Source organism: Bradyrhizobium sp. USDA 4369, from assembly GCF_054056435.1.
Map to the genome: position 1 here is coordinate 7,683,763 of NZ_JBSRYH010000001.1, position 22,920 is coordinate 7,706,682.

The following is a 22,920-nucleotide window of genomic DNA, read 5'->3' on the forward strand; positions in this document are numbered from 1 at the left end:
GCGATGCCGGATTGATCCGACTGAACCCGGCGCAGGTGGGGAAACGGGGGCTCTCACATGCATCAACCATCGAAATGGTGGCCAGGCCTGATCGCTGTTGCCGTGCTGTGGCTGGTTGCGATCGCCTTCAAGACCGCCGGGGTGGAAGACGAGATCGCACCGCGCGCCCGCGCCGCCGTCGCGTCCGCCGCCCCCGATACCGTCGCAGCGTTGAAGGTCTCGGTCGCCGGCCGTGATGTTCGCATCGAAGGGCCGGAGTTCAGTCCGGAGCAGACGGACCGGCTGGACGACGCCGCTGCCGTGAATGGCGTCCGGCTCGTCGTGGGCAATTACGACAAGCTGCCGACGCCCAAGCCCTACGCATTCCGCGCCGCGCGCGATGGCAACCAGCTGGTGCTCGAGGGCGGCGTGCCGACCCCCGCGGTCCGGGAGGCCCTCATCAAAACCGCGCGCGCCGCCCTCGGCAGCGGCGCGGTGGTCGATCGCCTCGGCTATGCCCTGGGTGCACCCGCCGACTTCGCCGCGATTGCCAGCCATGGACTGACGCAGGCCGGCAAGCTCAATGGCGGCGCCTTTTCGCTTGCGGACAAGGCCTATTCGATCGCCGGTGCGGCAACATCGTCCGACATCTATGAGGCGGCTGTCGCTGCGATGCGCCAGTTGCCGGGCGGCGCCGTGGTCGACAAGGTGTCGATCCTGCCGCCGGAGGCCAAGCCGTTCATCTGGAGCGCGGTCCGCGACGGTCAGTCGGTCGTGATGTCGGGCGTGGTCCCGAACGACGCGATCAGGCGCGCGCTCGAGGCTGCCGCGGCCAAGGCCCAGCCCGGCTCGTCGGTGATGCATCATATGCAGATCGCACGCGGCGCGCCGTCCGGCGATTTCAGTGCGTACGCGACTTATGCCTTGGCCGAGCTGTCCCGGCTGAGTACCGGACGTGTCGTCATCTCCGATGCCAACTACACGATCGCGGGCGAGGTCCCCTCGCCCGCCGCGTATGACGAGGCCATGGCCGGCGTCAGCAAGCTGCCGAGCGGGCTGACGCTTGCCAAGGCCGAGATCGTGCCGCCCGAGATCAAGCCCTATCGCCTGTCGGCGGAGCTCGGCCCGACCGGCCTCACCCTGACCGGCCTTGCGCCCAGCACGTCCGTTCGCGACGCGATCACAGCCGCGGCGAATGGACAATTCGCAGGCAGAACGGTCACGACCAAGATCGGCATCGCGCGCGGCGCGCCCGATGGCGACATCGCCAAAGCGAGCGCGAGCCTGCTGACGGAGCTCGGCAAGCTGGCCGAGGGCCGCGCCGAGATCAACGACGCGCAGATTTCGCTCAGTGGCGTCGGACTGGCCAACGTCACCGGCGCGGCGGTGCGGCAGTCGCTCGCCGGCGCGCTCGCCGCACCGTTTGCGGTCGCGGCGGTCGACGTGCGCGACGGTCCGGTGTCGCCTTACGCCTTCGAATTGCAGAAGCAGGACGGCCGCGTCCGTTTGAGCGGCTACGTCCCTGACGACACGGCACGGCGCGATCTCGTCGAGGCCGCCAGCGCGGCCTTCGTCACGGACACGGTCGAGGACAGCCTGAAAACCGCCGACGGTGCGCCGAAGGCGTTCGTCACGTCGCTCAAGGCGACGTTCCCGGCGCTGGCGCGGCTGTGGTCGACCAAGCTCGCCGCGAAAGACGCCGACATCACGATCGAGGGCGAGGCCATCTACGACAAGTCGGCCGAGCAGGTCCGCAAGGAGCTCACTGACGCGGCCGGCGGTGGCGTCAAGCTCGCGGACGTCAAGATTGGCCTCAAGCCGGAGAGCCCGCCACTGCCCACCGAAGCCTGCCAGCCGGCCTTCAACGGCCTGCTCGCCAAGGGCCGGATCCGCTTCGATACCGGCAGCGCCGAGCTCAGCCGCGAGTCGCTAGCGCTGCTCGACCACATCGTCGACGTGGCGCAGCGCTGCAAGGACGCCGAGATCGTGATCGAAGGCCATACTGACAATGTCGGCGACGAGGAGGACAATATGGACCTCTCGAAGCGGCGGGCGGTGGCCGTGGTCGGCTACATCGGCGAGGCCGGCATCGACACCTCGCGCATGACCTCGGCGGGCTACGGCCAGACCCGGCCGGTCGCCTCCAACGACACCGCGGAAGGCCGGGCGCAGAACCGCCGCATCGAATTCGTCGTGAAGTGAGGTGCTGACATCATGATGTACGACCTTACGACGTTCTTCTTCTGGATCCTGCTCGCTGCGGTCATCGGCGGCTTCGTCGGCTGGCACAGCTGGTCGGACGACAAGCAGCCGGACTGGATGCGCAGCTGGCTGCTGCCCGCCACTTTGGCCTTCGGCATCGGCGCCCTTTTGGCATTGCTGAGCGTGCTGCCGGGGCGCGCCGGGCTGTGGCTCGAGGTCGCGCTGCTGATGGTCAGCGCCTACGTGCTCGGCTGCCTGAGCGGCGGACAGCTGAAGGAATATGTCGGGCTCGGCGACAGCAGCGCGATGGCGCCGGGAGGCCCCGGGACCAGCGCGGCGTTCACGGCGGCCCCAGCGCCGGCCCGCCCGTGGGCGGACAGCCCCTCGCCGGCCGCACAAGCCGCAGCCAGCATTGAGGCTGATCGGCTGGCCGCGGAGGCTGCCGCAAAGGCCGAGGCCGATCGTCTGGCCGCTGAAGCTGCCGCGAAGGCAGAGGCCGATCGCCTTGCCGCGGAGGCTGCCGCAAAGGCAGAGGCAGATCGCTTGGCCGCAGAAGCTGCGGCAAAGGCCGAGGCCGATCGTCTGGCCGCGGAGGCAGCCGCAAAGGCCGAGGCCGATCGCCTTGCCGCGGAGGCTGCCGCAAAGGCAGAGGCCGATCGCTTGGCCGCAGAAGCTGCGGCAAAGGCCGAGGCCGATCGCTTGGCCGCGGAAGCTGCCGCAAAGGCCGAAGCAGATCGCCTGGCCGCGGAAGCTGCCGCAAAGGCCGAAGCGGATCGCCTGGCCGCGGAAGCTGCCGCAAAGGCCGAAGCGGATCGCTTGGCCGCGGAAGCTGCCGCAAAGGCCGAAGCAGATCGCCTGGCCGCGGAAGCTGCCGCAAAGGCCGAAGCGGATCGCTTGGCCGCTGAAGCTGCCGCAAAGGCCGAAGCGGATCGCCTGGCCGCTGAAGCTGCCGCAAAGGCCGAGGCCGATCGCTTGGCCGCGGAAGCTGCCGCAAAGGCCGAAGCGGATCGCTTGGCCGCTGAAGCTGCCGCAAAGGCAGAGGCCGATCGTCTGGCCGCGGAGGCCGAAGCCGACCAACTTGCGGCCGACGTTGCGGCGTCAGCGCCGATCACCGTCACCGCCGACGACAGGCCACCGGCCCTGCCCGCCCCCGACGGCACTGCTGACGACCTCAAGCTCATCAAGGGCATCGGCCCGAAGAACGAGCGCATCCTCAACGAGATCGGCGTGCATCATTTCAGCCAGATTGCGGCATGGTCGCCGGGCCAGGCGAGCTGGGTCGGCGATCACATGGCGTTTCCCGGCCGCATCGAGCGCGAGCACTGGATCGCTCAGGCGAAGCTGCTCGCGGCCGGTCTCGACACCGCGCATTCGAGCGCGGTGAAATCGGGGGCCGTCACGATCGACGATGCAGCCGATGCGCCGCTGAGCGACGTCGAGGCCGACGCCCTCCTGGCGCAGCTGCCGGATTTGGCGCCTGCGGTCGAGAACGAGGACGCCCATGCTGGTCGCCGGCCGCTCGGCCTTGCGGCGCCTCGCGGCGGACAGGCTGATGATCTCAAGCTGATCAAGGGCATCGGCAAGCAGAACGAGGCGCGGCTGCACGGCCTGGGGATCTGGCACTTCGCGCAGATCGCGGCATGGACCCCCGACCATGCCAAATGGGTCGGCTCCTATCTCGCCTTCGCCGGCCGGATCGAGCGCGAGCAATGGATCGCGCAGGCCGAGGAGCTGGCCAGCGGCGGCACCACGGAGTTCGCCAAGCGCGTCGAAGCAGGTCTGGTGAAGTCATCGCTCGACGACGGCTCGCATGGCCAGGACAATATCGAGATCGTGCAGCCGCGGGAGTGAACGCGACGCGGAGAGCCCGTGGCGCTCCTCCGTCATTGCGGGACGCGCGGAGCCTGTGTCCCGCTGTTTTACTCCGCCATGTCCACTGGCTCGGGACGCGACGGGCCGGCCAGCGGCCGCTCCTCCATCAGGATCATGCAGACGGAGGCGCAGGCGAGCATCACGGTGGCGGCCGCAAACACGAAGCGGAAGGCGTAGATCATGTCGGCTTCCGCGATGCCGCTGACCGCGCCATGCGCCCCCTCCGCCAGCGAGATGTCCGCGCCGAGCACCATCAGCAGGATGGCGCTGAAAGCCGCGACGGTGAACGACGACATCATCGAGCGGAAGAAGTTCATGGCGCCGGTGATGGTGCCGATCTGCGACCGCGCCACGGCGTTCTGCAGCGACACCACCGAGATCGGGAACGCCGTGCCGAGCCCGATGCCGCACACCGACAGCAGCACCAGCAGGACCCACAGCGACGGCGTGGTCACGGTCATGACCGCGGCCGCGATGGTGCCGATGAAGGTGCCGAGGATGGCGACGCGCTTGTAGTGCTTGACCCGGGCCATGGTGCGGCCGGCGATGGCCGCCCCGAAGGTCGAGATCGCAGCGATCGGAATCAGGCCAAGACCGGCCTGGCTCGGCGTCAGATGATAGACCAGCTCGTAATACAGCGGCAGGTGCACGGTCAGCCCGATCAGCGCGCCGAGCGCGCAGCCGCTCGCCAGCATGCCATAGGGCACCACCGTGCCGCCCATCAGCGATAGCGGCAGGAACGGCTCATCGGCCCGCTTGGCGTGCCAGACGAAGCCGAGGCCGAGCGCAACGGCGCTGCCGATCATCGCCAAAATGGTCGGCGACAACCAGGCCAGCCGGTGGCCGCCCCAGGTCAGGACCAGCATGAACACGACAGCCGAGGCCATCAGCAATAGGCCGCCGGCCCAGTCGACCTTGCGCAGCCGGTGATAGACCGGCAGCCGGGCCATCTTGGGCAACAGCAGCGCCAGCGCGGCGATTGCGAGCGGGACGTTGATCCAGAAGATCATCGACCAGTGCAGGTGGTCGGCGAAGAAGCCGCCGATGACCGGCCCGAGCAGGCCGGCGAGCAGCCAGACACCGCTGAAATAGGCCTGGTACTGACCGCGCTCGCGGGGGCTGACCACGTCCGAGATCACCGTCTGGACCACCGGCATGATGCCGCCGCCGCCGAGCCCCTGCAGGCCGCGGGCGAGGATCAAGACCGGCATGTTCGGCGCCAGCGCGCAGACCACCGAGCCGACGACGAACAGGCTGAGCGCCGTGATGATCATGGCGCGGCGGCCATAGATGTCGCAGAGCGTGCCGAACACCGGCGCCACCGCGGTCGAGGCCAGCAGATAGGCGGTGATCACCCATGAGAGATTGGTGACGTCCTGGAACTCGCGGCCGATGGTCGGCAGCGCCGTCGCTACGATAGTCTGGTCGAGCGCGGCCAGGAACATCGTCAGCAGCAGGCTCATCAGAATCGTGCGGACCTCGGCCTGGGTCAGCGGCACCGGTGGCGCGATCGAGGGGGCGTCCTCGACCGCATGCACCTGCGGCGGAATGGCCGCCAGCTCGGCCGCAATCTCTTCGGACAAGGATTGGGACGCAGCCGGATAATGGCTCTGCCGATCAAACTTGTTCATGGGGATAAATGCTATGCCGCGCGCGGCCAACGCCGCGCAGATTCGCCAGATAGCCAACTACTTAAGGGATAATTTTCCCTTGCGGCAGCAGGCGGCGCGCATGGGTGCATCCCGGCAGCGCACGTGCGGTCGCGCCGAGTTGAATTGCTGCGAGCGCGAAGTGACCGGCCTATTTCGGCCGGCGCTTCAGCTTGGCGCGCTTCGGCAGCAGCACCGGCCACGCGACGATGTGGTTCTCAAGCTGGTCGTCCGGAACAGTGTCCTCCGTCCCCTCGACCCGCCCGCGTACGGATACCCCGGCTTCATGCACAGTCTGAGGATCCCCCGAGATCAGCGGATGCCACCAATAGAGATCACGCCCCTCCGCCACCAGCCGGTAGCCGCAGCTCGGCGGCAGCCAGGTGATGGTCCGGACATTCTCAGGCGTCAGGCGAACGCAATCCGTCACCTGTTCGGAGCGGTTTACGTAATCCTTGCAGGCACATAGACCGGCATCGAGAAGCCTGCAGGAAATATGGGTGAAGTAGATGTCACCGGTATCCTCGTCCTCGAGCTTCTCCAGGCAGCACCGACCGCAACCGTCGCACAGGCTCTCCCATTCGGCCTCGGACATCTCCTCCAAGGCCTTGGTTTTCCAGAAAAATCCCTCCTGGCCCGAGGGACGTTTGAGCGGAGCAGTCATCAGACGAATCCCAGCGGGCGCGGCATCGCCGCCATCTAGTGGCCCCAGCCGAGCGGGCGCAAGGGGCGCTTGGCCGGTTGAAGCGGCACGTTAGCTTTGTGCATCAAATTATGAGCGGAACCATTGGTTTGTGCCCCCCGCTCAGCTAGATATGAAGGCGAGTCGTCCCCGGCAGCGGCATTGCGACTCGGTGCAGGCTGCTCCAAGTTGGGGGACCTGAACTTGGAGCTGCCTTGGGTTTGCCGCAACAATCGCGCAAGACCCTTCGATAGCCCCAGCCCCGTGTGCTGAGTGCTTTCGAAGCCAGCTGACACGCTTTCGAAACGACCAGGGTTCCCGTGCGGCAGATCATTCCAGACGATTGGAAGAAGCGGATCAACAATTTCCGCCTGGATCTCGACGCCCGGTTCGATTCGGCGTTGTTCTCCTCGCTGCGCGGCACCCGCGAGCTGTATGAGCGCTATTCGGCGTTCATGGACCGGTTCTATGTCGGCGGCTGGAAGCGCTGGGTGTTCGTCGAGCCGCTGTCGGAGGCTGCCACGATCGGCCTCGGCGGCCTGGTCCTGATGCTGGCGCTCGCGATCCCCGCGTTCCGGGAAACGGCGGACGAGGACTGGCTGAAGAAGTCCGACCTCGCGGTCACCTTCCTCGACCGCTACGGCAACCCGATCGGCAGCCGCGGCATCAAGCACAACGACTCGATCCCGCTGGAAGACTTCCCGGATAATCTGATCAAGGCGACGCTCGCCACCGAGGACCGCCGCTTCTACGACCATTTCGGCATCGACTTCCCCGGCCTCGCGCGCGCGCTGGTCACCAACGCCCAGGCCGGCGGCGTCCGCCAGGGCGGCTCCTCGATCAGCCAGCAGCTCGCCAAGAATCTGTTCCTGTCCAACGAGCGCACCATCGAGCGCAAGGTCAACGAGGCGTTCCTGGCAATCTGGCTCGAGACACGCCTGACCAAGAACGAGATCCTCAAGCTCTATCTCGACCGCGCCTATATGGGCGGCGGCACCTTCGGCGTCGACGGCGCGGCGCATTTCTACTTCAACAAGTCGGTGCGCGACATCAACCTGGCCGAGGCCGCGATGCTGGCCGGCCTGTTCAAGGCGCCGACCAAGTTCGCTCCGCACATCAACCTGCCCGCCGCCCGCGCCCGCGCCAACGTGGTGCTCGACAATCTCGTTGATGCCGGCTTCATGACCGAGGGCCAGGTGTTCGGCGCCCGCCGCAACCCGGCCTTCGCGGTCGACCGCCGCGACGAAAGCTCGCCCAACTACTTCCTCGACTATGCCTTCGACGAGATGCGCAAGCTGGTCGACACGTTCCCGAAATCCTACACCGAGCGCGTGTTCGTGGTGCGGACTTCGATCGACATGAACGTGCAGCATGCCGCCGACGAGGCGATCGAGAACCAGCTGCGCCAGTTCGGCCGCGACTACCATGCCACCCAGGCCGCCACCGTGGTCTCAGACCTCGACGGCGGCATCCGCGCCATGGTCGGCGGCCGCGACTACGGCGCCAGCCAGTTCAACCGCGCCACCGACGCCTATCGGCAGCCGGGCTCATCGTTCAAGCCGTACGTGTACACGACGGCGCTGCTCAACGGCTACAAGCCGACCTCGACCATCGTCGACGGCCCGGTCTGCATCGGCAATTGGTGTCCGCAGAACTATGGCCATTCCTATTCCGGCACGGTGACCCTGACGCAGGCGATTACCCGCTCGATCAACGTCGTTCCGGTGAAGCTGTCGATCGCGCTCGGCGGCAAGGAGGGCCCGAAGGCGGGCCGCGCCAAGATTGTCGAGGTAGCCCGCCGCTTCGGCATCAAGGCGCCGCTGCCGGACACGCCGTCGATGCCGATCGGCTCCGACGAGGTGACGGTGCTCGAACACGCCGTCGCCTATGCGACCTTCCCGAACAAGGGCAAGGCCGTCACGCCGCATTCGGTGCTGGAGGTCCGCACCGGCGCCGGTGACCTGGTCTGGCGCTGGGACCGCGACGGTCCAAAACCGAAGCAGGCGATCCCGGCTTCGGTGGCCGCCGACATGGCGGGCATGATGAGCCACGTGGTCAGCGAGGGAACCGCACGCCGCGCCGCACTCGACGGCATCCCGACCGCCGGCAAGACCGGCACCACCAACGCCTATCGTGACGCCTGGTTCGTGGGCTACACTGGCAACTTCACCTGCGCCGTCTGGTACGGCAATGACGACTATTCGCCGACCAACCGCATGACCGGCGGCTCGCTGCCGGCGCAGACCTGGCACGACATCATGGTCGCCGCGCATCAGGGCGTCGAGGTCAAGGAGCTGCCCGGCGTCGGCATGGGCGAGAAACTGCCGCAGCCGGCCTCCGCCGCGATGGCCCAGGCAGGCCAGCCGAAAACCCTCGAGATCAAGCCCGGTCCGCCGCCGGTGCTGACCCGCCGTGGCGCCGAGATCCTGGTCCAGGTCGAGAAAATGCTCGACGATGCCGCCCGCGTCGCCGAGAAGGCGGCACCGGTCGATCCGCGCAAGCCGGCCAAGCCGGTGTCGTCGAGCGCGCTCGCCTTTCCCGAGAACTACGCCGCGGCAACCGCCGATGGCGTGACCACTCCCGCCTTGCGCAAGAACTGACGACGGCGATCTCCGTGCGGCTGCTCTTCATCACCTTGATTGCCCTCCTGATCGCGACCGGCGTCGGCATCGGCGCAACCTGGATGACCACCACGCGCGGCACCGAATTCGGCACCTTGACCATCGGGGCGTGGACGGCACGCCCGAAGACCGGCACGGCCGATGTCGACCCTTACGCACGCGCCACCATCACCCGCAACGGCGAGCTGCCGATCGGCACCGGCGACGGCGTCGCGTTCACCGCCACCACCGACGACAAGAAAAAGCCGCTCGATGGCCGCTGCGACATCCTCGTCAGCGGCGTGACGCCCCCCGCCCGCTTCTGGACGCTCACTCTGTACGATCGCAAGGGCCACCTCGTGCCCAACACGCTGCAGCGCTACGGCTTCACCAGCCAGGAGCTCGTGCGTGGCGCCGACGGCTCGTTCGAGATTCGCGTCGCATCGCGCTCACGCTCCGGCAACTGGTTGCCGACCGGCGGCATCGAGCGCTACGCGCTGATGCTGCGGCTGTACGACACGCCGGTGGGCGTGGCCACGCGCACGCAGCGCGACGCGCCGATGCCCGCGATTACGACAGTGGGCTGCCCATCATGATCCGGCTGCTGTTCACCGTGATCGTCGGCGTGCTGCTCGGCGGCGTGGTCCATCTCGTCAGCGTGCTGGCCCTGCCGCGAATCTCGACCCAGGATGCCTATTCGCGGCTGACGCCGATGACCAAGCTCAATGCCGTGACGCAGCTGCCGCTTGCCGATCCCAACAACTCGCCGATGCCGTTCATGGACCCGGCCTTCGCGATGGCGATCTGTCGCTACGACCTGTCGGAGGGGCCGCTCAAGCTGACCGTTCCGGTCAGCCAGGCCTATACGTCGGTGTCGTTCTATACTCGCAACGAAATCGCCTATTACGCGATCAATGATCGCTCCGCCGGCAAGCGCGTGATCGAGCTCGATCTGATGACCGAAGCCCAGCACGAGGATCTTCCAGAGGACGAAGAGATCACCGCCGCCGACCGGCTGATCATCGATTCGCCGACTAGCACCGGATTGATCGTGTTGAAGGCCCTCGCGGCCGAGCCCGGCCTCATGCCGCAGGCGCAGGCCTCCCTTGCAGCGGCCAGTTGCGGCCTGCAGGCCGAGGCTCCCGCCAAGGCGGAAAAGCCGCGCGGCAAGCGGTAAGGCGTTACGAGGACCTTCAATCAAATCCACAACGCTCTCTTCATCCTTGGTGGCATAGTCGTTACCTCGCTTCGCTGCTATGACGGCACAGGACGGCGGCGCTTCGCCCAATATCAAGGTCATGCCCCTCGAAATCGAACGGAAGTTTCTCGTCAAGTCCGAGGCTTGGCGAGGTCAGGCGACGCATCATCAGCGTCTTCGCGATGGTCTCGTCGCACGTCAGGATGGGCTCAAGGTTCGCGTCCGGTGCTATGGCGATCGAACGACGCTCTGCGTGAAGAGCGGCCGGCGGGGTTTGTCGCGGGAAGAATTCGAGTATGAGATTCCCAGGGATCATGCCGAGGCGATCTTCGCGCATTGCGAGGGGCGCATCATCGAGAAGACCCGCCATTACGTGCCCGGCGACAGCGGCCTCTGGGAGGTCGACGAGTATCACGGGCCACTGGACGGAATCATCATCGCAGAAATCGAGCTGCCGACCGAAACGGCTGTCGTACAGATCCCGGATTGGGTCGGCGACGAAGTCACCGGCGATCCGCGCTACAGCAAGGCCAACATGCTGACGGAGCGGTTGCGCGCGACGACCGTTCGCGAGCTGCGACACGCGCGTCTTGCAGGCCTGTGATGCGCGGATCCGCCGCTTGACCCGTGTCAAATCATCCTTGCGAAGCCCATCTTAAACAGCGCGGGTTTTGGCGGGCGTGAACGGGCCTGCGCACGGAGTTTCTGATACGATGAGTTCATCGCAGGTGATGTCGCAGGCGCTCCGCGCCAAGATCATGTCGGCGGACGATGCCGCCGCGTTGGTCAAGCCCGGCAGCCATGTCGGCATGAGCGGCTTCACCGGCTCGGGCTATCCAAAGGCCGTGCCGCTGGCGCTGGCGCGCCGGATCGAGGCGGCGCACGGGCGCGGCGAGCCGTTCCGCATCGGCGTCTGGACCGGCGCATCGACCGCGCCCGAGCTCGACGGCGCGCTGGCCAAAGCCAATGGCATCGACCTGCGCCTGCCCTACCAGTCCGATCCGACCACGCGCCAGCGCATCAACGCCGGCAGCATGGAATATATCGATCTGCATCTCAGCCATGTCGCGCAGTTCGTGTGGTTCGGATTTCTCGGCCATCTCGACATCGCCGTGATCGAATGCGCCGGCATCCTTCCCGATGGACGACTGATTCCGTCGACCTCGATCGGCAACAACAAGACCTGGCTCGATCAGGCCGACCGCGTCATCATCGAGGTCAATTCCTGGATGAACCCGGCGCTGCTCGGCATGCACGACGTCTATTACGGCACGCGGCTGCCGCCGCATCGCAAGCCGATCCCGATCATAGCCCCCGGCGACCGCATCGGCGAGACCACCTATCGCTGCAATCCGGACAAGATCATCGCGGTCGTCGAAACCCATGCGCCGGACCGCAACACCACCTTCACACCGCCTGACGAGGTCTCCGGTGCGATCGCCGGCCACATCCTGGAGTTCTTCGAACATGAGGTGAAGCAGGGCCGCCTGCCGCGCAATCTGCTGCCGCTGCAGTCGGGCGTGGGCAATGTCGCCAACGCCGTGATGGCGGGGCTCGATGAGGGGCCCTTCCCCCACCTGACGGCGTACACCGAGGTGCTGCAGGACGGCATGCTCAACCTGATCCGCTCCGGGCGGATGGATCTCGCCTCGGCAACGGCGCTGTCGCTGAGCTCGGAGGCGGCGATCGAGTTCAACCGCGAAATCGAGTTCCTGCGCGACCGCATCGTGTTGCGGCCGCAGGAGATCTCGAACCATCCCGAGGTGATCCGCAGGCTCGGCGTCATCGCCATGAACGGGCTGATCGAGGCCGACATCTACGGCAACGTGAACTCGACCCATGTCCGCGGCAGCAGCATCATGAACGGCATCGGCGGGTCCGGCGACTTCGCCCGCAATGCCTATCTGTCGATCTTCATGACGCCGTCGACGGCCAAGAACGGCGCGATCTCCTGCATCGTGCCGATGGTGACCCATGTCGACCACACCGAGCACGATGTGCAGATCCTCGTGACCGAGCACGGACTGGCCGATCTGCGCGGCCTGTCGCCGAAGCAGCGGGCCCGCGCCATCATCGACAAGGCGGCGCATGCGAAATTTCGCCCGGCCTTGTCGGACTATTTCGAGCGGGCCTGCCGCGATTCGAGCGGCAAGCATACGCCGCATCTGCTTGACGAGGCGCTCCGCGTGCTCAGGCCCGAATGAGACTGACCTCGGCTAGATCATGATGCGTTTCCGCGGAAACGCATCATGATCTTTCCTCCTTATTTGAGCATGATCTTTTCGGAAAACCGGTTTCGACTTTTCCGGATCATGCTCTAGCCCTTGGAGGTCAGCGGCCGCTGGATCAGCGGGCGCGCCGCCACCGGCGGGTTGGCGGTCTGGGCGGCCAGCTCGCCGATCAGGCGATCCGCTTCGGCTGCGATCGAATCCGGCGCCTGCAGCACCAGCCGCTCCAGCGCCCAGCGATAGGACGAGACGCGCTGCTCCAGGCAGATCTGCACCCATTGCACAATCAGCGAGTTCTCCTGCATGCGCGCGACGGCATCGGCCTTTTCGCGCGGCGACAGTTCGCTCATGTAATGCATGCTGGCATCGCGCTTGCGGTCGAGATCGATCACGCGGATCGCCGATGCAAAGAACGGTTCGAAGCGGGTGATGTCGTCGCGCACGTCGTCGATCAGCTGCGCGTAGCGCGAGGAATGCGAGCGGTGCGGCTCGTCAATCAGTGCACGGCCATAGGCGGTACGGTCGAACGAAACCTTCTGGCGCCAGGGCGATGCTGACGGCTGGTAGTCGCCGAACACCGCCTTCCAGGCCGGACGCGAATGCGGCGGCTCGATCAGCGGATAAGCGAGATCGCGCAGCTGGCGCTCATTGTCGGTCAGCTGAAACTGCGATGGCGTAACGCCCACGCTGGCGGTGGCTTCCGCCCCGATCCATTTGTGCATGTCGTCGTTGCGCATATCGGCGCGCGTGCGGCCGAAATCGCCGCCGCTGCAGGCGCCGAGCAATGCGCTGGAAACAACAAGCGCGACGGCCGGCGCTGCCCGCCGGACCCGAACTATCATGTCCGGCATTCCCATTCCCCTGCGCAATCAGCGGCGACGACGGCGGCGGCTCGGTGCGGCGCCCTCGCGGGGACCGCGATCGTCACTGCTGCTGTCCCGCTCGATGCGAACAACGGGAAGAATCACGATCGTCCCCATGCCCTCCCGCGGCGCGCCGGTCACCGGGGATCGCGCGCGACGCGCTGCATCCGTCGGGAATTGAATGATGGTCGCCATGTCAGCTCTCTTTCGTGCCCGAAGTTCGAACCCCCAAACTTTCCCCCTTGCCCGAACTTCGCAGGCCAGAGGGCACGCACAACTGACGATTTCGATGCGGCGCCCTGACGAGACAAGGCAGCGGCGACGCGGCGAGACAGGATCGAGCCGGCATCGTGTCAACGCCATGGCTCGATGCTCGAACGGGTCGATTAAGATCAGGACGTGGTTAAGAGGGTGTTAATGCACGCTACAGGAAACACGGATCGCGTGCAGCCGCGCGAGTGATCGCAAGCGGGCGTTGCGCCTTTGTCTCACCGGGAAAATTCGGCCCATCTTCACCGATTGTTTTCCTTAACGGCCCATTAAAACAACTCGGCTCTAATCGACGCAACGATTGCCGAAGTTGCGTACCCGACATGACAAGATCATCGCTGTTCCCCGGCTTCGACGGGTTGCTGACGCTGTCGCGCCGCGAGGGCGTCGACATCAAGCCCACTCTGCTGCGTGTCCTGACCGACCTCTATGTCCAGGCGAGCACCCATTCGGCGGATGAGGAGCGGCAATTCGTCGAGTTGGTCTCGCGATTGGTCGATGACGTCGATGACGCGACCCGCGCGGCCGTCCGCGCCCGCCTCGCGATCTATCCGGGCACGCCGATCGAGATCCTGACAAAGCTCGGACTGCGCCCGGCGCAGGATGAAGCGATGCTGCCCTTGGCCGGGCCCATTCCGCCGGCGCTCCGCGCATCTCCGCTCAAAGTCCCCGCACGCGAGGACGCTCCGTCCGCCGGATTGACGATGCAGCCGCGTGATGCGGCCGAGCTCAGCGAGATGTTCCTGCGCGCCGGCGTCAAGGAGCGCATCGCCATCCTGGAGAACCTCGCCACCGCGCCGCTGCGGCCTGCAGCGCCCACGCCACCGCACCGCGCGCTGAATGCGATCGAGGCTTTGGAGATGGCGGCCTTCAACGCCGACGTCGAGACGTTCACGCTGGAACTCGGCGAAAGCCTGCTGCTTCCGGCACGCATCACGCAGGAGGTGATGAACGATGCGAGCGGCGAGCCGCTCGCCTGCGCTGCAAAGGCGCTGGGCATGCCGGGAGCGGCATTCGAACGCGTGCTGCTCTTCCTCAAGCCCGAGATCGGCCAGTCGGTCGAGGCCGTCTTCAGATTGTCGCGGCTCTACGAGCGCCTCAGCGACCGGGCGGCCTTGATCATGCTGGCGGCTTGGCGTGGCTCGGCGATCGCGGCGGTCCGGGCGAAGCATCGCCCGGCTCTCTATGATGACGAACGTCAGAATGTCCGCGCGAGCTCGTCCCGCACCGGGACGCAAGGCTCGCCGCGGCCGATCGTGCGCACCGGCACCGACGGCTTCAAGCGCTGACGCGCCGCTCTGCCGTCCTGGCTGAGCGGTTTCGGCAGGGACGCTCGCGAAATGGCCGCTCGCACAGGGACGCTCGCGATCGCGGCTACGCCTGATCGCGGGCGAGGTCGAGAAAGTGGCGGCCCTGCTTGTCCTCGGTCTCCACGATCCAGGCGTCGGGATCGAAACGCACCTCCTTCACCAGACGCTCTTCGATCTGCGTCTCGGGCTGCGGCTGCGGAGCGATCGGGACAAAGAAGCGGTCGATCGGGCGACTGTCGTCATAGACGGTCTGCGGCGCCGGCATGTACAGCTGCGCGGTGCCATCCATCAAGGCAACCTTGATGAACACCGCACCGGCCTCTTCGGCGCCACGCCGGCGAATCGCGCTGAATGCGCCGGCCGACTGGCAGCGGCGCAAATAGGCGCTCACCCAGATGCTGCTCTTCAATCGCATGAAAGGTTCACGGCCGGCGGAACGACGCGCTGCAAGCTGCAGCCCAGGGACGCCCTGCTCTATTCGATCGGATGGCCGATGACAATCGCAAGCTCGCGCACCAGGCGGTCCGACAGCTGGCCCGTCACCGGCAGCTTGCGCTCGCGCTCGAACTTCTGGATCGCAGCCTGGGTCTCGGAACCGATCATCCCTGTGGGCTTCAACTGACCATAGCCATATTCAGTGAGCGCGCGCTGGACTGCGGCGACGCGACGCGCATTGCCGCCCGGCGCGGGCTGGGCGCGCGAGGCGCCCTGGCCGCCGCTGACCGACCGCACCAGATCGGCGAGCGGATCGGCGTATTTCTGATCCGGCCGCGCATCGGCGGTCCGCTGCTCCGCCGGCCTCGGTTCCACGACCCGCGTGTCGGGCGGCCGGGTCTCGGTCACCTTGGGATCGAACGGAGAGAGATCGGCTTCCGTCGGCCGCGGCCGCGGCAACGGATTGGCATTGGCAAGCGCCGGAGGAATCGTGACGATCGAGCCGAACATCGGTGCGGGATGCGGACCCGATTGCAGGAAGACGGCGTTGACGATGATCGCGCTGCCGGCCGCGCAGGCCAGCAGACCGGCGAACATGTCCTTCGGGCTGTAGAGGACGGCACGCATCAGCCAGCCGCGTTCCTCCACCGCCTCGACCGCGGCAGCAGCGGCACCGGCGCGCTTGCGGCGGCGCCGGACCGGCGCCTCATCCTCGTCTGCAGCTCGTCTAGGCACTCTTCTTCACCTGAATCACCTGCCCTGCCTGGGCAGATCGCGAAGGCGACAGCGCCGTGATCGTCGCGCCCGCCGCCTCCGCGGCAACACAATCGATGGGAAGCGCGATCGAGACCGTCGTTCCCTCGTCGAGCTTGCTTTCTATCGACATTTCGCCGCCATGCAAGTTCACGAGGCTCTTCACGATCGAGAGACCGAGGCCGGTTCCCTCGTGCCGCCGCTGATAGGTCTTGCCGGCCTGGAAAAATGGATCGCCGATACGCTTCAGGTCGTCGGCCGCGATCCCGACACCTGTGTCGGTGATCCGCAGCAGCAGTTGCGGCCCCTCGATGGCGGCGGACACCGTGACCCGGCCGCCACGCTCCGTGAACTTGATCGCGTTGGACACCAGATTGATCACGATCTGCTTGAACGCACGCGGATCGCCCGTGATGGTCGGGAGATCGTGCGGCACATCGGCCGACAGATCGACGCCGTTTTCCCGGGCGCGCAGCGCCAGCAGATTGCAGCAATTGATCAGCGCTGCGCGCGGCGCGAACGGCTCGGGCGTCAGCTCGAAATTGCCCGACTCCATCTTCGACATGTCGAGAATGCCGTTCACGACCGACAGAAGATGCTGACCGGAATCATTGATCAGCTGGGCATATTCGCGGCGGCGTGCGGCGTTGAGCACCAGCACCTGCTCCTGCATCAACATCTCGGAGAAGCCGATGATGGCGTTCAGCGGCGTGCGCAGCTCATGGCTCATGGTCGCGAGGAATCGCGTCTTGGCGGCATCGGCGCGTTCCGCCGCGCTGCGCGCCAATTCGAGCGCCTGCTCCTGCAGCTTGCGATCGGTAACGTCGCGCATGACGGCGACCACCTCCTGCTCCGCGCCGCTCGGTGTCCGGACGGCGGCATCGAGCGGCCGACAGCGCATCTCGACCCAGATGAAATCGACCGCATGATGCGGGCCGCGCGAGTCGCCCCCGACATCGCGGCGGAGCCGGAACTCGACGCTCGACGCTTCGCTGCCGCGCGCCGCTTCCGACAACGCCGTGAGATAAGCGGGGCGATCGGCGACATGAACCCGCTCGAACAGGCCATGGCCTTGCAACTGGGCAACAGACGTCCCAAGCAGATGCTCGGCTGCAGGCGAAATGAACATCACCGCGCCGTTGCGCCGGTGGCGGGAGATCACGTCGCTCATGTTGCGCGCGAGCAGACGGTAACGCTCCTCCTCCATCGACAACAACGTCACGCCGGTTCGCGCCAGCGTGTCGGCGGCAAAAGCGAGCACGGCGGCATAGAGCGTGGCAGACGCGACGCCGAAGGCGAGCAGACCCATTCGCAACGCCGGATGCATCTCCGGCCTCGGCAGCCAGCCGAGATGCCCGATGAGGATCAGCAGCAATGCGCATGACAGCGCCAGCGCCGCCGAGAACACCACGACGCGACGCGACGCCGAGAACGCGGCCTCCAGGGGCACGACGATCAGCCAGACCGCCGCAAAGGATTCGATACCGCCGGTCTCGATCGAGACCGACATGATCAAGGCGGAGAGCGCGAGCGACGACAGCGCGCAGGCGCTCTCATAGCGGCCCGTGCGTGACAGATACCAGGACAGCAGGATCGGCGCGATCAGCCATGCCAGCGCGCCGACCTCGAGCGCACTCGGCGCGCCGCGCATCGCGAGATAGGCGGGAAAGACAGCGAACGCCGCCAGGCTGCCGAGCAGGCGCGGCGCGATGAAGGCGCGGTGGCGCGCGCGCGTCATCGCATCAGTTCGAGCCGATGGATGCAACAAAGCATCAAGACAATCGCGGATGATACTCAACACACTCACGGCTCTCGCGCCTCGGCCTGTCGGACACTGTGATAAAGAACGTGCCGGGACGCCCCCTGTCGTCACGCGTCAACCTGTCAGACTCGCATTAAGCGAACGCTAAGGGCCACGCTGCGGTGACTGCGCCATTCGGCCGGGATGGTGAACGCATGGTTTCCGCCTGTCAGTGCGACCGCCAAAGCGTCGCCATCCGCAGCTGGTTGCAAGGCGCGCCCTGCTGTCGCCAACGAAACGTTTAGGTCGAAAAAAGTTCCCGGGCCGGCTTCGCGAAATCTCAACCAATTAAGCTCACAGCAAGCAGTCGCGACGTAAAACAAAGCATCCGCCGATCTCGGCCGCGCCTCTCAGAGACAGGCGAGATCAGGCAGGACGGTCGGGGTTGCGTGATGTTCTTTCTGCTTCGGATGGCATTCTGGCTCGGACTCGTGCTGGTGCTGCTGCCGCGCGAGAAGAGCCCCGACGCCGACAAACTGCCGCAGATCAATGCGCACGAAGCCGTGCAGGCGGCGACCGCGGCGGTCTCCGACATGAGCCAGTTCTGCAAGCGTCAGCCGCAAGCCTGCGAGGTCGGCGGCCAGGCGGCGACCGTGATCGGTCATCGTGCCCAGGAAGGTGCGCGCAAGATCTATCAGATCATCACCGACAAGCCGGAGACGGCCGAGAAGCCGGCCACCGCGGACAAGTTGATCGGGCCGGTGAAGCCGGCCAATCTCGACAAGCGCGCCAACGATCATACCGGGTCGATCGACGGCCCCGCGGCCGAGGAGCCTCTGCCAGGAGACGCTGCCGCTGACACGCTGTCCAGCGACGACCTCGCAGCCGAATGGCACCTGCCGCCGACGCCCTGACCCCACCGCAGCGCTGTCGCTTTCGTCCCGCCGAACGCCTATATGAGGGCGCGTATCGGGATCTGAGAGCACCATGACGATCGACGAAATCCGCGACAATTTCGCCCTGCTGGACGACTGGGACGACCGCTACCGCTATGTCATCGAGCTTGGCCGCACCTTGGCGCCGATGCCCGAGGACGAGCACTCGGCCGCCAACAAAGTGCAGGGCTGCGCCAGCCAGGTGTGGCTGTCGCGCCATATCGATCGCGGCGGCGCCGGGCCGATCCTGAACTATCTCGGTGACAGCGACGCCCACATCGTGCGGGGCCTGATCGCGATCCTGCTGACGCTGTATTCGGGACGCACGCCGCAGGAGATCCTCGCCATCGACGCGCCTGCCGTGTTCGACGAGCTCGGATTCCGCGAGCATCTGACGCCGCAGCGTTCAAATGGTCTGCGTTCCATGGTCGAGCGCATCCGCTCCGACGCGCGCGAAGCACTCGCTGCCGCCGGCTGATCGGTTCCGCTATTTCTCGCGCTCGGGGCGCTGCTGACCGAGCCCCATCTTCTTGGCCAGTTGCGAGCGCGTGACCGCGTAGTTCGGCGCCACCATCGGATAGTCCGGCGGCAGGTTCCATTTGTCGCGGTACTGCTCCGGCGTCATGTTGTACTGGGTGCGCAAATGGCGGCGCAGTGATTTGAAGCGCTTGCCGTCCTCGAGGCAGACCAGATAGTCCGGATGGATCGACTTTTTCACCGGCACCGCGGGCCGCGCCGGCTCGGGCGCAGGCTCGCTGCGTCCCGCAGCGACGCGCGTCAGCGCAGCGTGGACCTGGCTGATGAGCGAGGGAATCTCGGCCGCAGGCGTCGGATTGTTGCTGAGATAGGCCGACACGATGTCGGCAGTCAGATCGATGAAGCTCTTGCCGGCCCCGTCCGTCATTGCCCCCTCGCCGTCTTCCACCCGGTGATTCTCGTAAGCAAGTATCGCTCTGGCCGAGCGCCCCTGTTGTCTTACGATTCTTCAAGCAATATGGGCAAATGACTGGCGAAATGACAATAAGGTGAGGACTTCTTCTTGAGAAGATCTGTCCACGGCGAAGTAATGTGTGCGGTATACCAGTGAGGTCGGCCGTCCGCGGCTCAGCCGCGGCCTTCGAGGTGGGTGCGCAATTCGTCGATCGAGGCAAAGCGCATCATGCCTTCCGGCATCTGCGCCTCGATCGAGCCGTCCGAATAGAGCGAATAGGCCATCCCATCGACAACACCGGACTTGATGATGCTGATCGCTGCCGGCGCCTCGGCCGGCGCGATCTCAGGCTCCGGGGCGGGCTCGGGCTCCGGCTCGACGAAAGCCGGCGCGGCGCGCGCGAAGCGACGCGGGAATGGCGGCCGAGGCGCCTCTGCCGCCCGCGGCCGCTCGGAGCGCTGCCAGCCGTCATCGAATCCCGGCGCAGGGTCCGGCGGCGCCGGAGCCTCAAGCGGCTCGGCGGGAGGCTCGGTCGGCGGAGGCTGCCGGAAATCGCTGCCGAACGGCTCGGAGCCGCGCTTGTCCGCCCGTTCGCGATCCCGCCGGGACGACGAGGCGAACAGCAGATTGCGCTTGGGACGCTCGGACGCCTCCGTCTCCGGTCCGCCAAGGGTCGGCTCTGGCTCGGACGGCCGCAGCGGCGAAGCAAGCGGTGGCGGCGTGGACAGAGATGACAGGGGCCCGGCGGATATTGGCGCGGCGGGAATGGGCGCCGACGACAACGGCGCCGACAGGTCCGGCATGCGCGGACGCGCGCGCGGCGTCACGCCCTCCCGCCAGGCATCCTCGGCCGGCGGCATCGCGGGCGCGTCGAGGTCAGGCTTGTTCACCCCCGGCAATTGCAGCGGCCGGATCTCTGCATCCGCCGGACCGCGCGTGCGCAAGCGCTGCGAGATCACTTTCAACTCGGCGAGCACAGCCGCGAGTCCGAGCATCAGCAGGCCGCTGCAGACGCCGAGGGTTCCAGACAGGATCAGCGTGTTGCCGACGCTGAACTCTTTGACCGGAATACCCCAGGCTATCGCTCCAAGCCCAGCCAGCACGGCCAGAGCCCCAGCGGCCAACATCGCACTCATCATTCGAACCTATCCCCTAATGCGCCGGTACCGGACCGCGTCCCGACCGATATCACACTAGTTTCCTGCGGTTGCCCGCGTCCCTTGAATCCGGTTCTAGTCGAAATCCGCGACAATTTGCAGCGGAACTTCGGCCGGTCTCCCGGCTCTCCACGTCGAAGCGGCCAAGCGCGCCACGATCGCGCCACATTTCCCCGCTGCTAACCCACGGAACCGGCTCGGGTTCCTCCGGGTTTTCCCGGAGCCTGATGGTTCAGGACGCGTTCATGTGGCTATGCCAATATGGCACCAAGCAGCCGAAATTCGGGCTCCCTGCTGCACCGCGATGGACGCATGACGCGACTTTTCCAACACCTTGGAAACGAGGACGCGCTATATCCAGGCGGGGAACACAGGCCTGAAGCGCGGGAGCGGGGTCGTTAGGGGACGCCGGGTCACACTCAGCCATGACATCGATAACCACTTCGGTCCTCGAGACGCCGACGCGGCGGACCCTCGAGCGGACTTGTGACGATCTCGCCATGTTCGTGCTCGCCGCGGTCGCGGTAGTGGCCGGACTGACGTTCCGCGATTACGGCCTGGGCTGGGACGATTACACCCATGCCGAGTATGCCGATCTGTTGCTACGCATGTACGGCTCCGGATTCAGGGACACGGCGGCGCTGTCGTTCGCCAATCTCTATATGTACGGCGGCGGGTTCGACATGGTTGCAGCCCTGCTGCACAAGATCCTGCCCCTGGAATTGTTCGAGACGCGCCGGCTGGTCGGCGCCATCGTCGGGTTGATCGGCCTCGCAGTGACGTGGCGGCTGGCACGCCGCATCGGCGGCGCCGTGGCCGGCGTGGCCGCCCTGCTGCTGCTGGCCCTCTGCCCGATCTTCTACGGCCACATGTTCATGAACCCGAAGGATGCGCCCTTCGCGGTGGCCATGGTGGTGCTGCTGATGGGGCTGGTGCGCCTGGCCGAGGAGTATCCCTACCCCTCGCCGCGTACCGTCCTGATCATCGGGCTCGGCGCCGGATTTGCGATCGGCTCGCGCATCCTTGGCGGCATGGCGGTGGTTTACGCCGTCGTCGGCTTCATGCCCCTGTTCGTGGAAGAATACCGCACGCAGGGCGCCCGCGAGGCCGTCCGCCGTTTCGCCCATCTGATCTATGTGCTGATCCCCGGCCTGATCCTGGGCTACCTGATCATGGGCCTGATCTGGCCGTGGTCGATCATCGAGCCGGCCAATCCATTCCGGGCCCTGACCTATTTCTCGCACTTCTTCGAGAAGCCGTGGAAAGAGATGTTCGACGGGGCCCTGGTCTCGGTGCCGGACATGCCCTGGTCGTACCTGCCGACGCTGTTTGCGCTGCAGATGCCGGAGCTGATGATCGGGCTGTTCGTGGCCGGCGTGGTCGCCTCGCTGATGTCGTTGTCGCGCCCCGACATGCCGGCGCGGCAGAAGAGCATCCTGCTGATGCTGACCTTGGCGGCGACGCTGCCGATCCTGATCGCGATCGTCAAACGCCCGGCGCTCTACAACGGCATCCGCCACTTCGTGTTCGTGATCCCGCCGATGGCGCTGCTCGGCGGCGTCGCCTTTTCCTGGCTGCTGTCCTGGCTCAACAAGGACGAGCGCCGCAGCTGGCAGCCGGTGGCGATCGCCGCCTTCTGCTTCGGCCTGCTGCTGCCTCTGGCGGAGATGATCCGCCTGCACCCCTACCAGTACACGCATTTCAACTTCATCGCCGGCACGGTGCGCGAGGCCGATGCCCGCTTCATGCTCGATTATTGGGGTCTGGCGCTGAAGCAGGCCTCCGACGGCCTGAAGGAGCAGCTCGACGAGCGCCAGGAAGTGCCGCCGATCGGTCACAAATGGAAAGTCGCGGTCTGCGGTCCGCAGCGGCCTGCCCAGGTCGCGCTCGGTCCCGATTTCACGATCGGCTGGGACAGTCATGCCGCCGACTTCGCGATGACCCTCGGCGAGTTCTACTGCAAGGGACTGACGGCTCCCGTGATGGTCGAGATCAAGCGCGACGATGTGGTGTTCGCACGGGTCTACGACATCCGCGGCCGCAGTATTTCGAGCCTGCTGTCGATCCCTGCTCCCTAGCCGATCGGCCATATGATCAGGGCGATCGTCCCGATGA

20 protein-coding genes are annotated in these 22,920 nt (G+C 66.3%); 11 read left to right on the forward strand and 9 right to left on the reverse strand.

The features are described 5' to 3' along the window. The first annotated feature begins 57 nt into the window (after positions 1-57). Positions 58-2,181 (forward strand): OmpA family protein, encoded by a 2,124-nt coding sequence (locus ACVIJ6_RS34925; RefSeq protein ID WP_456776452.1) that lies wholly within the window; start codon positions 58-60, stop codon positions 2,179-2,181. A gap of 12 nt (positions 2,182-2,193) precedes the next feature. After that, entirely contained in the window at positions 2,194-4,032 is a 1,839-nt protein-coding gene (locus ACVIJ6_RS34930; protein WP_456776453.1) for a cell envelope biogenesis protein TolA, read from the forward strand. A 68-nt stretch (positions 4,033-4,100) separates the two neighbouring features. Here the strand turns inward: ACVIJ6_RS34930 and ACVIJ6_RS34935 are convergent, their stop codons facing one another. Further along, positions 4,101-5,684 (reverse strand): MDR family MFS transporter, encoded by a 1,584-nt coding sequence (locus tag ACVIJ6_RS34935; RefSeq protein ID WP_456776454.1) that lies wholly within the window; start codon positions 5,682-5,684, stop codon positions 4,101-4,103. Between the two features lie 169 nt (positions 5,685-5,853). Continuing rightward, positions 5,854-6,366: a YcgN family cysteine cluster protein gene (locus ACVIJ6_RS34940; protein WP_456776455.1), complete on the reverse strand. Its 513-nt coding sequence runs from the start codon at positions 6,364-6,366 to the stop codon at positions 5,854-5,856. Positions 6,367-6,704: 338 nt separating this feature from the next. On the opposite strand from ACVIJ6_RS34940, the gene ACVIJ6_RS34945 reads away from it, so the two are divergent. From ACVIJ6_RS34945 to ACVIJ6_RS34965, 5 genes are all read left to right on the forward strand, one after another. Continuing rightward, complete coding sequence (locus tag ACVIJ6_RS34945; protein ID WP_456776456.1) at positions 6,705-8,984, forward strand: transglycosylase domain-containing protein; 2,280 nt, start codon at positions 6,705-6,707, stop codon at positions 8,982-8,984. Positions 8,985-8,998: 14 nt separating this feature from the next. After that, positions 8,999-9,580 (forward strand): DUF1214 domain-containing protein, encoded by a 582-nt coding sequence (locus ACVIJ6_RS34950; protein ID WP_012043194.1) that lies wholly within the window; start codon positions 8,999-9,001, stop codon positions 9,578-9,580. Then, complete coding sequence (locus ACVIJ6_RS34955; RefSeq protein ID WP_456776457.1) at positions 9,577-10,161, forward strand: DUF1254 domain-containing protein; 585 nt, start codon at positions 9,577-9,579, stop codon at positions 10,159-10,161. The genes ACVIJ6_RS34950 and ACVIJ6_RS34955 overlap by 4 nt, the downstream gene beginning before the upstream one ends. A 121-nt stretch (positions 10,162-10,282) precedes the next feature. After that, positions 10,283-10,786, forward strand: coding sequence for a CYTH domain-containing protein (locus tag ACVIJ6_RS34960; protein WP_456777150.1), 504 nt, complete (start codon positions 10,283-10,285; stop codon positions 10,784-10,786). A gap of 109 nt (positions 10,787-10,895) precedes the next feature. Beyond that, the gene (locus ACVIJ6_RS34965) at positions 10,896-12,386 is read left to right on the forward strand and encodes an acetyl-CoA hydrolase/transferase family protein (protein ID WP_456776458.1); all 1,491 of its coding nucleotides are present in this window, start codon (positions 10,896-10,898) and stop codon (positions 12,384-12,386) included. A gap of 113 nt (positions 12,387-12,499) precedes the next feature. Here the strand turns inward: ACVIJ6_RS34965 and ACVIJ6_RS34970 are convergent, their stop codons facing one another. Together ACVIJ6_RS34970 and ACVIJ6_RS34975 are read right to left on the reverse strand one after the other, a co-directional pair. Further along, positions 12,500-13,261: a hypothetical protein gene (locus ACVIJ6_RS34970; RefSeq protein ID WP_456776459.1), complete on the reverse strand. Its 762-nt coding sequence runs from the start codon at positions 13,259-13,261 to the stop codon at positions 12,500-12,502. Positions 13,262-13,279: 18 nt separating this feature from the next. Next, positions 13,280-13,468: a hypothetical protein gene (locus ACVIJ6_RS34975; RefSeq protein WP_456776460.1), complete on the reverse strand. Its 189-nt coding sequence runs from the start codon at positions 13,466-13,468 to the stop codon at positions 13,280-13,282. Between the two features lie 398 nt (positions 13,469-13,866). Between ACVIJ6_RS34975 and ACVIJ6_RS34980 the strand changes: the two genes are divergently transcribed. Next, complete coding sequence (locus ACVIJ6_RS34980; RefSeq protein ID WP_456776461.1) at positions 13,867-14,832, forward strand: DUF2336 domain-containing protein; 966 nt, start codon at positions 13,867-13,869, stop codon at positions 14,830-14,832. 85 nt (positions 14,833-14,917) lie between these two features. Here ACVIJ6_RS34980 and ACVIJ6_RS34985 read toward each other — a convergent pair whose 3' ends face one another. Genes ACVIJ6_RS34985 through ACVIJ6_RS34995 form a run of 3 tightly spaced genes read right to left on the reverse strand, consistent with a single transcriptional unit; the run spans position 14,918 to position 17,779 of the window. Beyond that, the gene (locus ACVIJ6_RS34985) at positions 14,918-15,268 is read right to left on the reverse strand and encodes a DUF1491 family protein (protein WP_012043187.1); all 351 of its coding nucleotides are present in this window, start codon (positions 15,266-15,268) and stop codon (positions 14,918-14,920) included. 59 nt (positions 15,269-15,327) lie between these two features. Continuing rightward, positions 15,328-16,023, reverse strand: a complete 696-nt coding sequence (locus ACVIJ6_RS34990; RefSeq protein WP_456776462.1) for a peptidoglycan-binding domain-containing protein — start codon at positions 16,021-16,023, stop codon at positions 15,328-15,330. Further along, positions 16,016-17,779, reverse strand: coding sequence for a PAS domain-containing sensor histidine kinase (locus tag ACVIJ6_RS34995; protein WP_456776463.1), 1,764 nt, complete (start codon positions 17,777-17,779; stop codon positions 16,016-16,018). The genes ACVIJ6_RS34990 and ACVIJ6_RS34995 overlap by 8 nt, the downstream gene beginning before the upstream one ends. Before the next feature lie 455 nt (positions 17,780-18,234). On the opposite strand from ACVIJ6_RS34995, the gene ACVIJ6_RS35000 reads away from it, so the two are divergent. After that, on the forward strand, positions 18,235-18,696 hold the full coding sequence (locus ACVIJ6_RS35000) for a DUF5330 domain-containing protein (protein WP_456776464.1): 462 nt from the start codon (positions 18,235-18,237) through the stop codon (positions 18,694-18,696). Between the two features lie 73 nt (positions 18,697-18,769). Continuing rightward, positions 18,770-19,195 carry a SufE family protein gene (locus ACVIJ6_RS35005; RefSeq protein ID WP_456776465.1) on the forward strand — a complete coding sequence of 142 codons (426 nt, stop codon included), beginning with the start codon at positions 18,770-18,772 and terminating at the stop codon, positions 19,193-19,195. Between the two features lie 9 nt (positions 19,196-19,204). Here the strand turns inward: ACVIJ6_RS35005 and ACVIJ6_RS35010 are convergent, their stop codons facing one another. After that, positions 19,205-19,621: a MucR family transcriptional regulator gene (locus ACVIJ6_RS35010; protein ID WP_012043182.1), complete on the reverse strand. Its 417-nt coding sequence runs from the start codon at positions 19,619-19,621 to the stop codon at positions 19,205-19,207. Positions 19,622-19,821: 200 nt separating this feature from the next. Beyond that, the gene (locus ACVIJ6_RS35015) at positions 19,822-20,787 is read right to left on the reverse strand and encodes a hypothetical protein (protein WP_456776466.1); all 966 of its coding nucleotides are present in this window, start codon (positions 20,785-20,787) and stop codon (positions 19,822-19,824) included. A 443-nt stretch (positions 20,788-21,230) separates the two neighbouring features. On the opposite strand from ACVIJ6_RS35015, the gene ACVIJ6_RS35020 reads away from it, so the two are divergent. After that, positions 21,231-22,883: a glycosyltransferase family 39 protein gene (locus ACVIJ6_RS35020; protein ID WP_456776467.1), complete on the forward strand. Its 1,653-nt coding sequence runs from the start codon at positions 21,231-21,233 to the stop codon at positions 22,881-22,883. The last annotated feature ends 37 nt before the right edge of the window (positions 22,884-22,920 follow it).

What these genes read in the sequence shown, in the direction of transcription:
- ACVIJ6_RS34925 (WP_456776452.1), top strand. Translation starts at nt 58, where the DNA reads ATGCATCAACCATCGAAATGGTGGCCAGGCCTGATCGCTGTTGCCGTG.
- ACVIJ6_RS34930 (WP_456776453.1), top strand. Translation starts at nt 2,194, where the DNA reads ATGATGTACGACCTTACGACGTTCTTCTTCTGGATCCTGCTCGCTGCG.
- ACVIJ6_RS34935 (WP_456776454.1), bottom strand. Translation starts at nt 5,684, where the DNA reads ATGAACAAGTTTGATCGGCAGAGCCATTATCCGGCTGCGTCCCAATCC.
- ACVIJ6_RS34940 (WP_456776455.1), bottom strand. Translation starts at nt 6,366, where the DNA reads ATGACTGCTCCGCTCAAACGTCCCTCGGGCCAGGAGGGATTTTTCTGG.
- ACVIJ6_RS34955 (WP_456776457.1), top strand. Translation starts at nt 9,577, where the DNA reads ATGATCCGGCTGCTGTTCACCGTGATCGTCGGCGTGCTGCTCGGCGGC.
- ACVIJ6_RS34960 (WP_456777150.1), top strand. Translation starts at nt 10,283, where the DNA reads ATGCCCCTCGAAATCGAACGGAAGTTTCTCGTCAAGTCCGAGGCTTGG.
- ACVIJ6_RS34965 (WP_456776458.1), top strand. Translation starts at nt 10,896, where the DNA reads ATGAGTTCATCGCAGGTGATGTCGCAGGCGCTCCGCGCCAAGATCATG.
- ACVIJ6_RS34970 (WP_456776459.1), bottom strand. Translation starts at nt 13,261, where the DNA reads ATGCCGGACATGATAGTTCGGGTCCGGCGGGCAGCGCCGGCCGTCGCG.
- ACVIJ6_RS34975 (WP_456776460.1), bottom strand. Translation starts at nt 13,468, where the DNA reads ATGGCGACCATCATTCAATTCCCGACGGATGCAGCGCGTCGCGCGCGA.
- ACVIJ6_RS34980 (WP_456776461.1), top strand. Translation starts at nt 13,867, where the DNA reads ATGACAAGATCATCGCTGTTCCCCGGCTTCGACGGGTTGCTGACGCTG.
- ACVIJ6_RS34985 (WP_012043187.1), bottom strand. Translation starts at nt 15,268, where the DNA reads ATGCGATTGAAGAGCAGCATCTGGGTGAGCGCCTATTTGCGCCGCTGC.
- ACVIJ6_RS34995 (WP_456776463.1), bottom strand. Translation starts at nt 17,779, where the DNA reads ATGACGCGCGCGCGCCACCGCGCCTTCATCGCGCCGCGCCTGCTCGGC.
- ACVIJ6_RS35000 (WP_456776464.1), top strand. Translation starts at nt 18,235, where the DNA reads ATGTTCTTTCTGCTTCGGATGGCATTCTGGCTCGGACTCGTGCTGGTG.
- ACVIJ6_RS35005 (WP_456776465.1), top strand. Translation starts at nt 18,770, where the DNA reads ATGACGATCGACGAAATCCGCGACAATTTCGCCCTGCTGGACGACTGG.
- ACVIJ6_RS35010 (WP_012043182.1), bottom strand. Translation starts at nt 19,621, where the DNA reads ATGACGGACGGGGCCGGCAAGAGCTTCATCGATCTGACTGCCGACATC.
- ACVIJ6_RS35015 (WP_456776466.1), bottom strand. Translation starts at nt 20,787, where the DNA reads ATGATGAGTGCGATGTTGGCCGCTGGGGCTCTGGCCGTGCTGGCTGGG.
- ACVIJ6_RS35020 (WP_456776467.1), top strand. Translation starts at nt 21,231, where the DNA reads ATGACATCGATAACCACTTCGGTCCTCGAGACGCCGACGCGGCGGACC.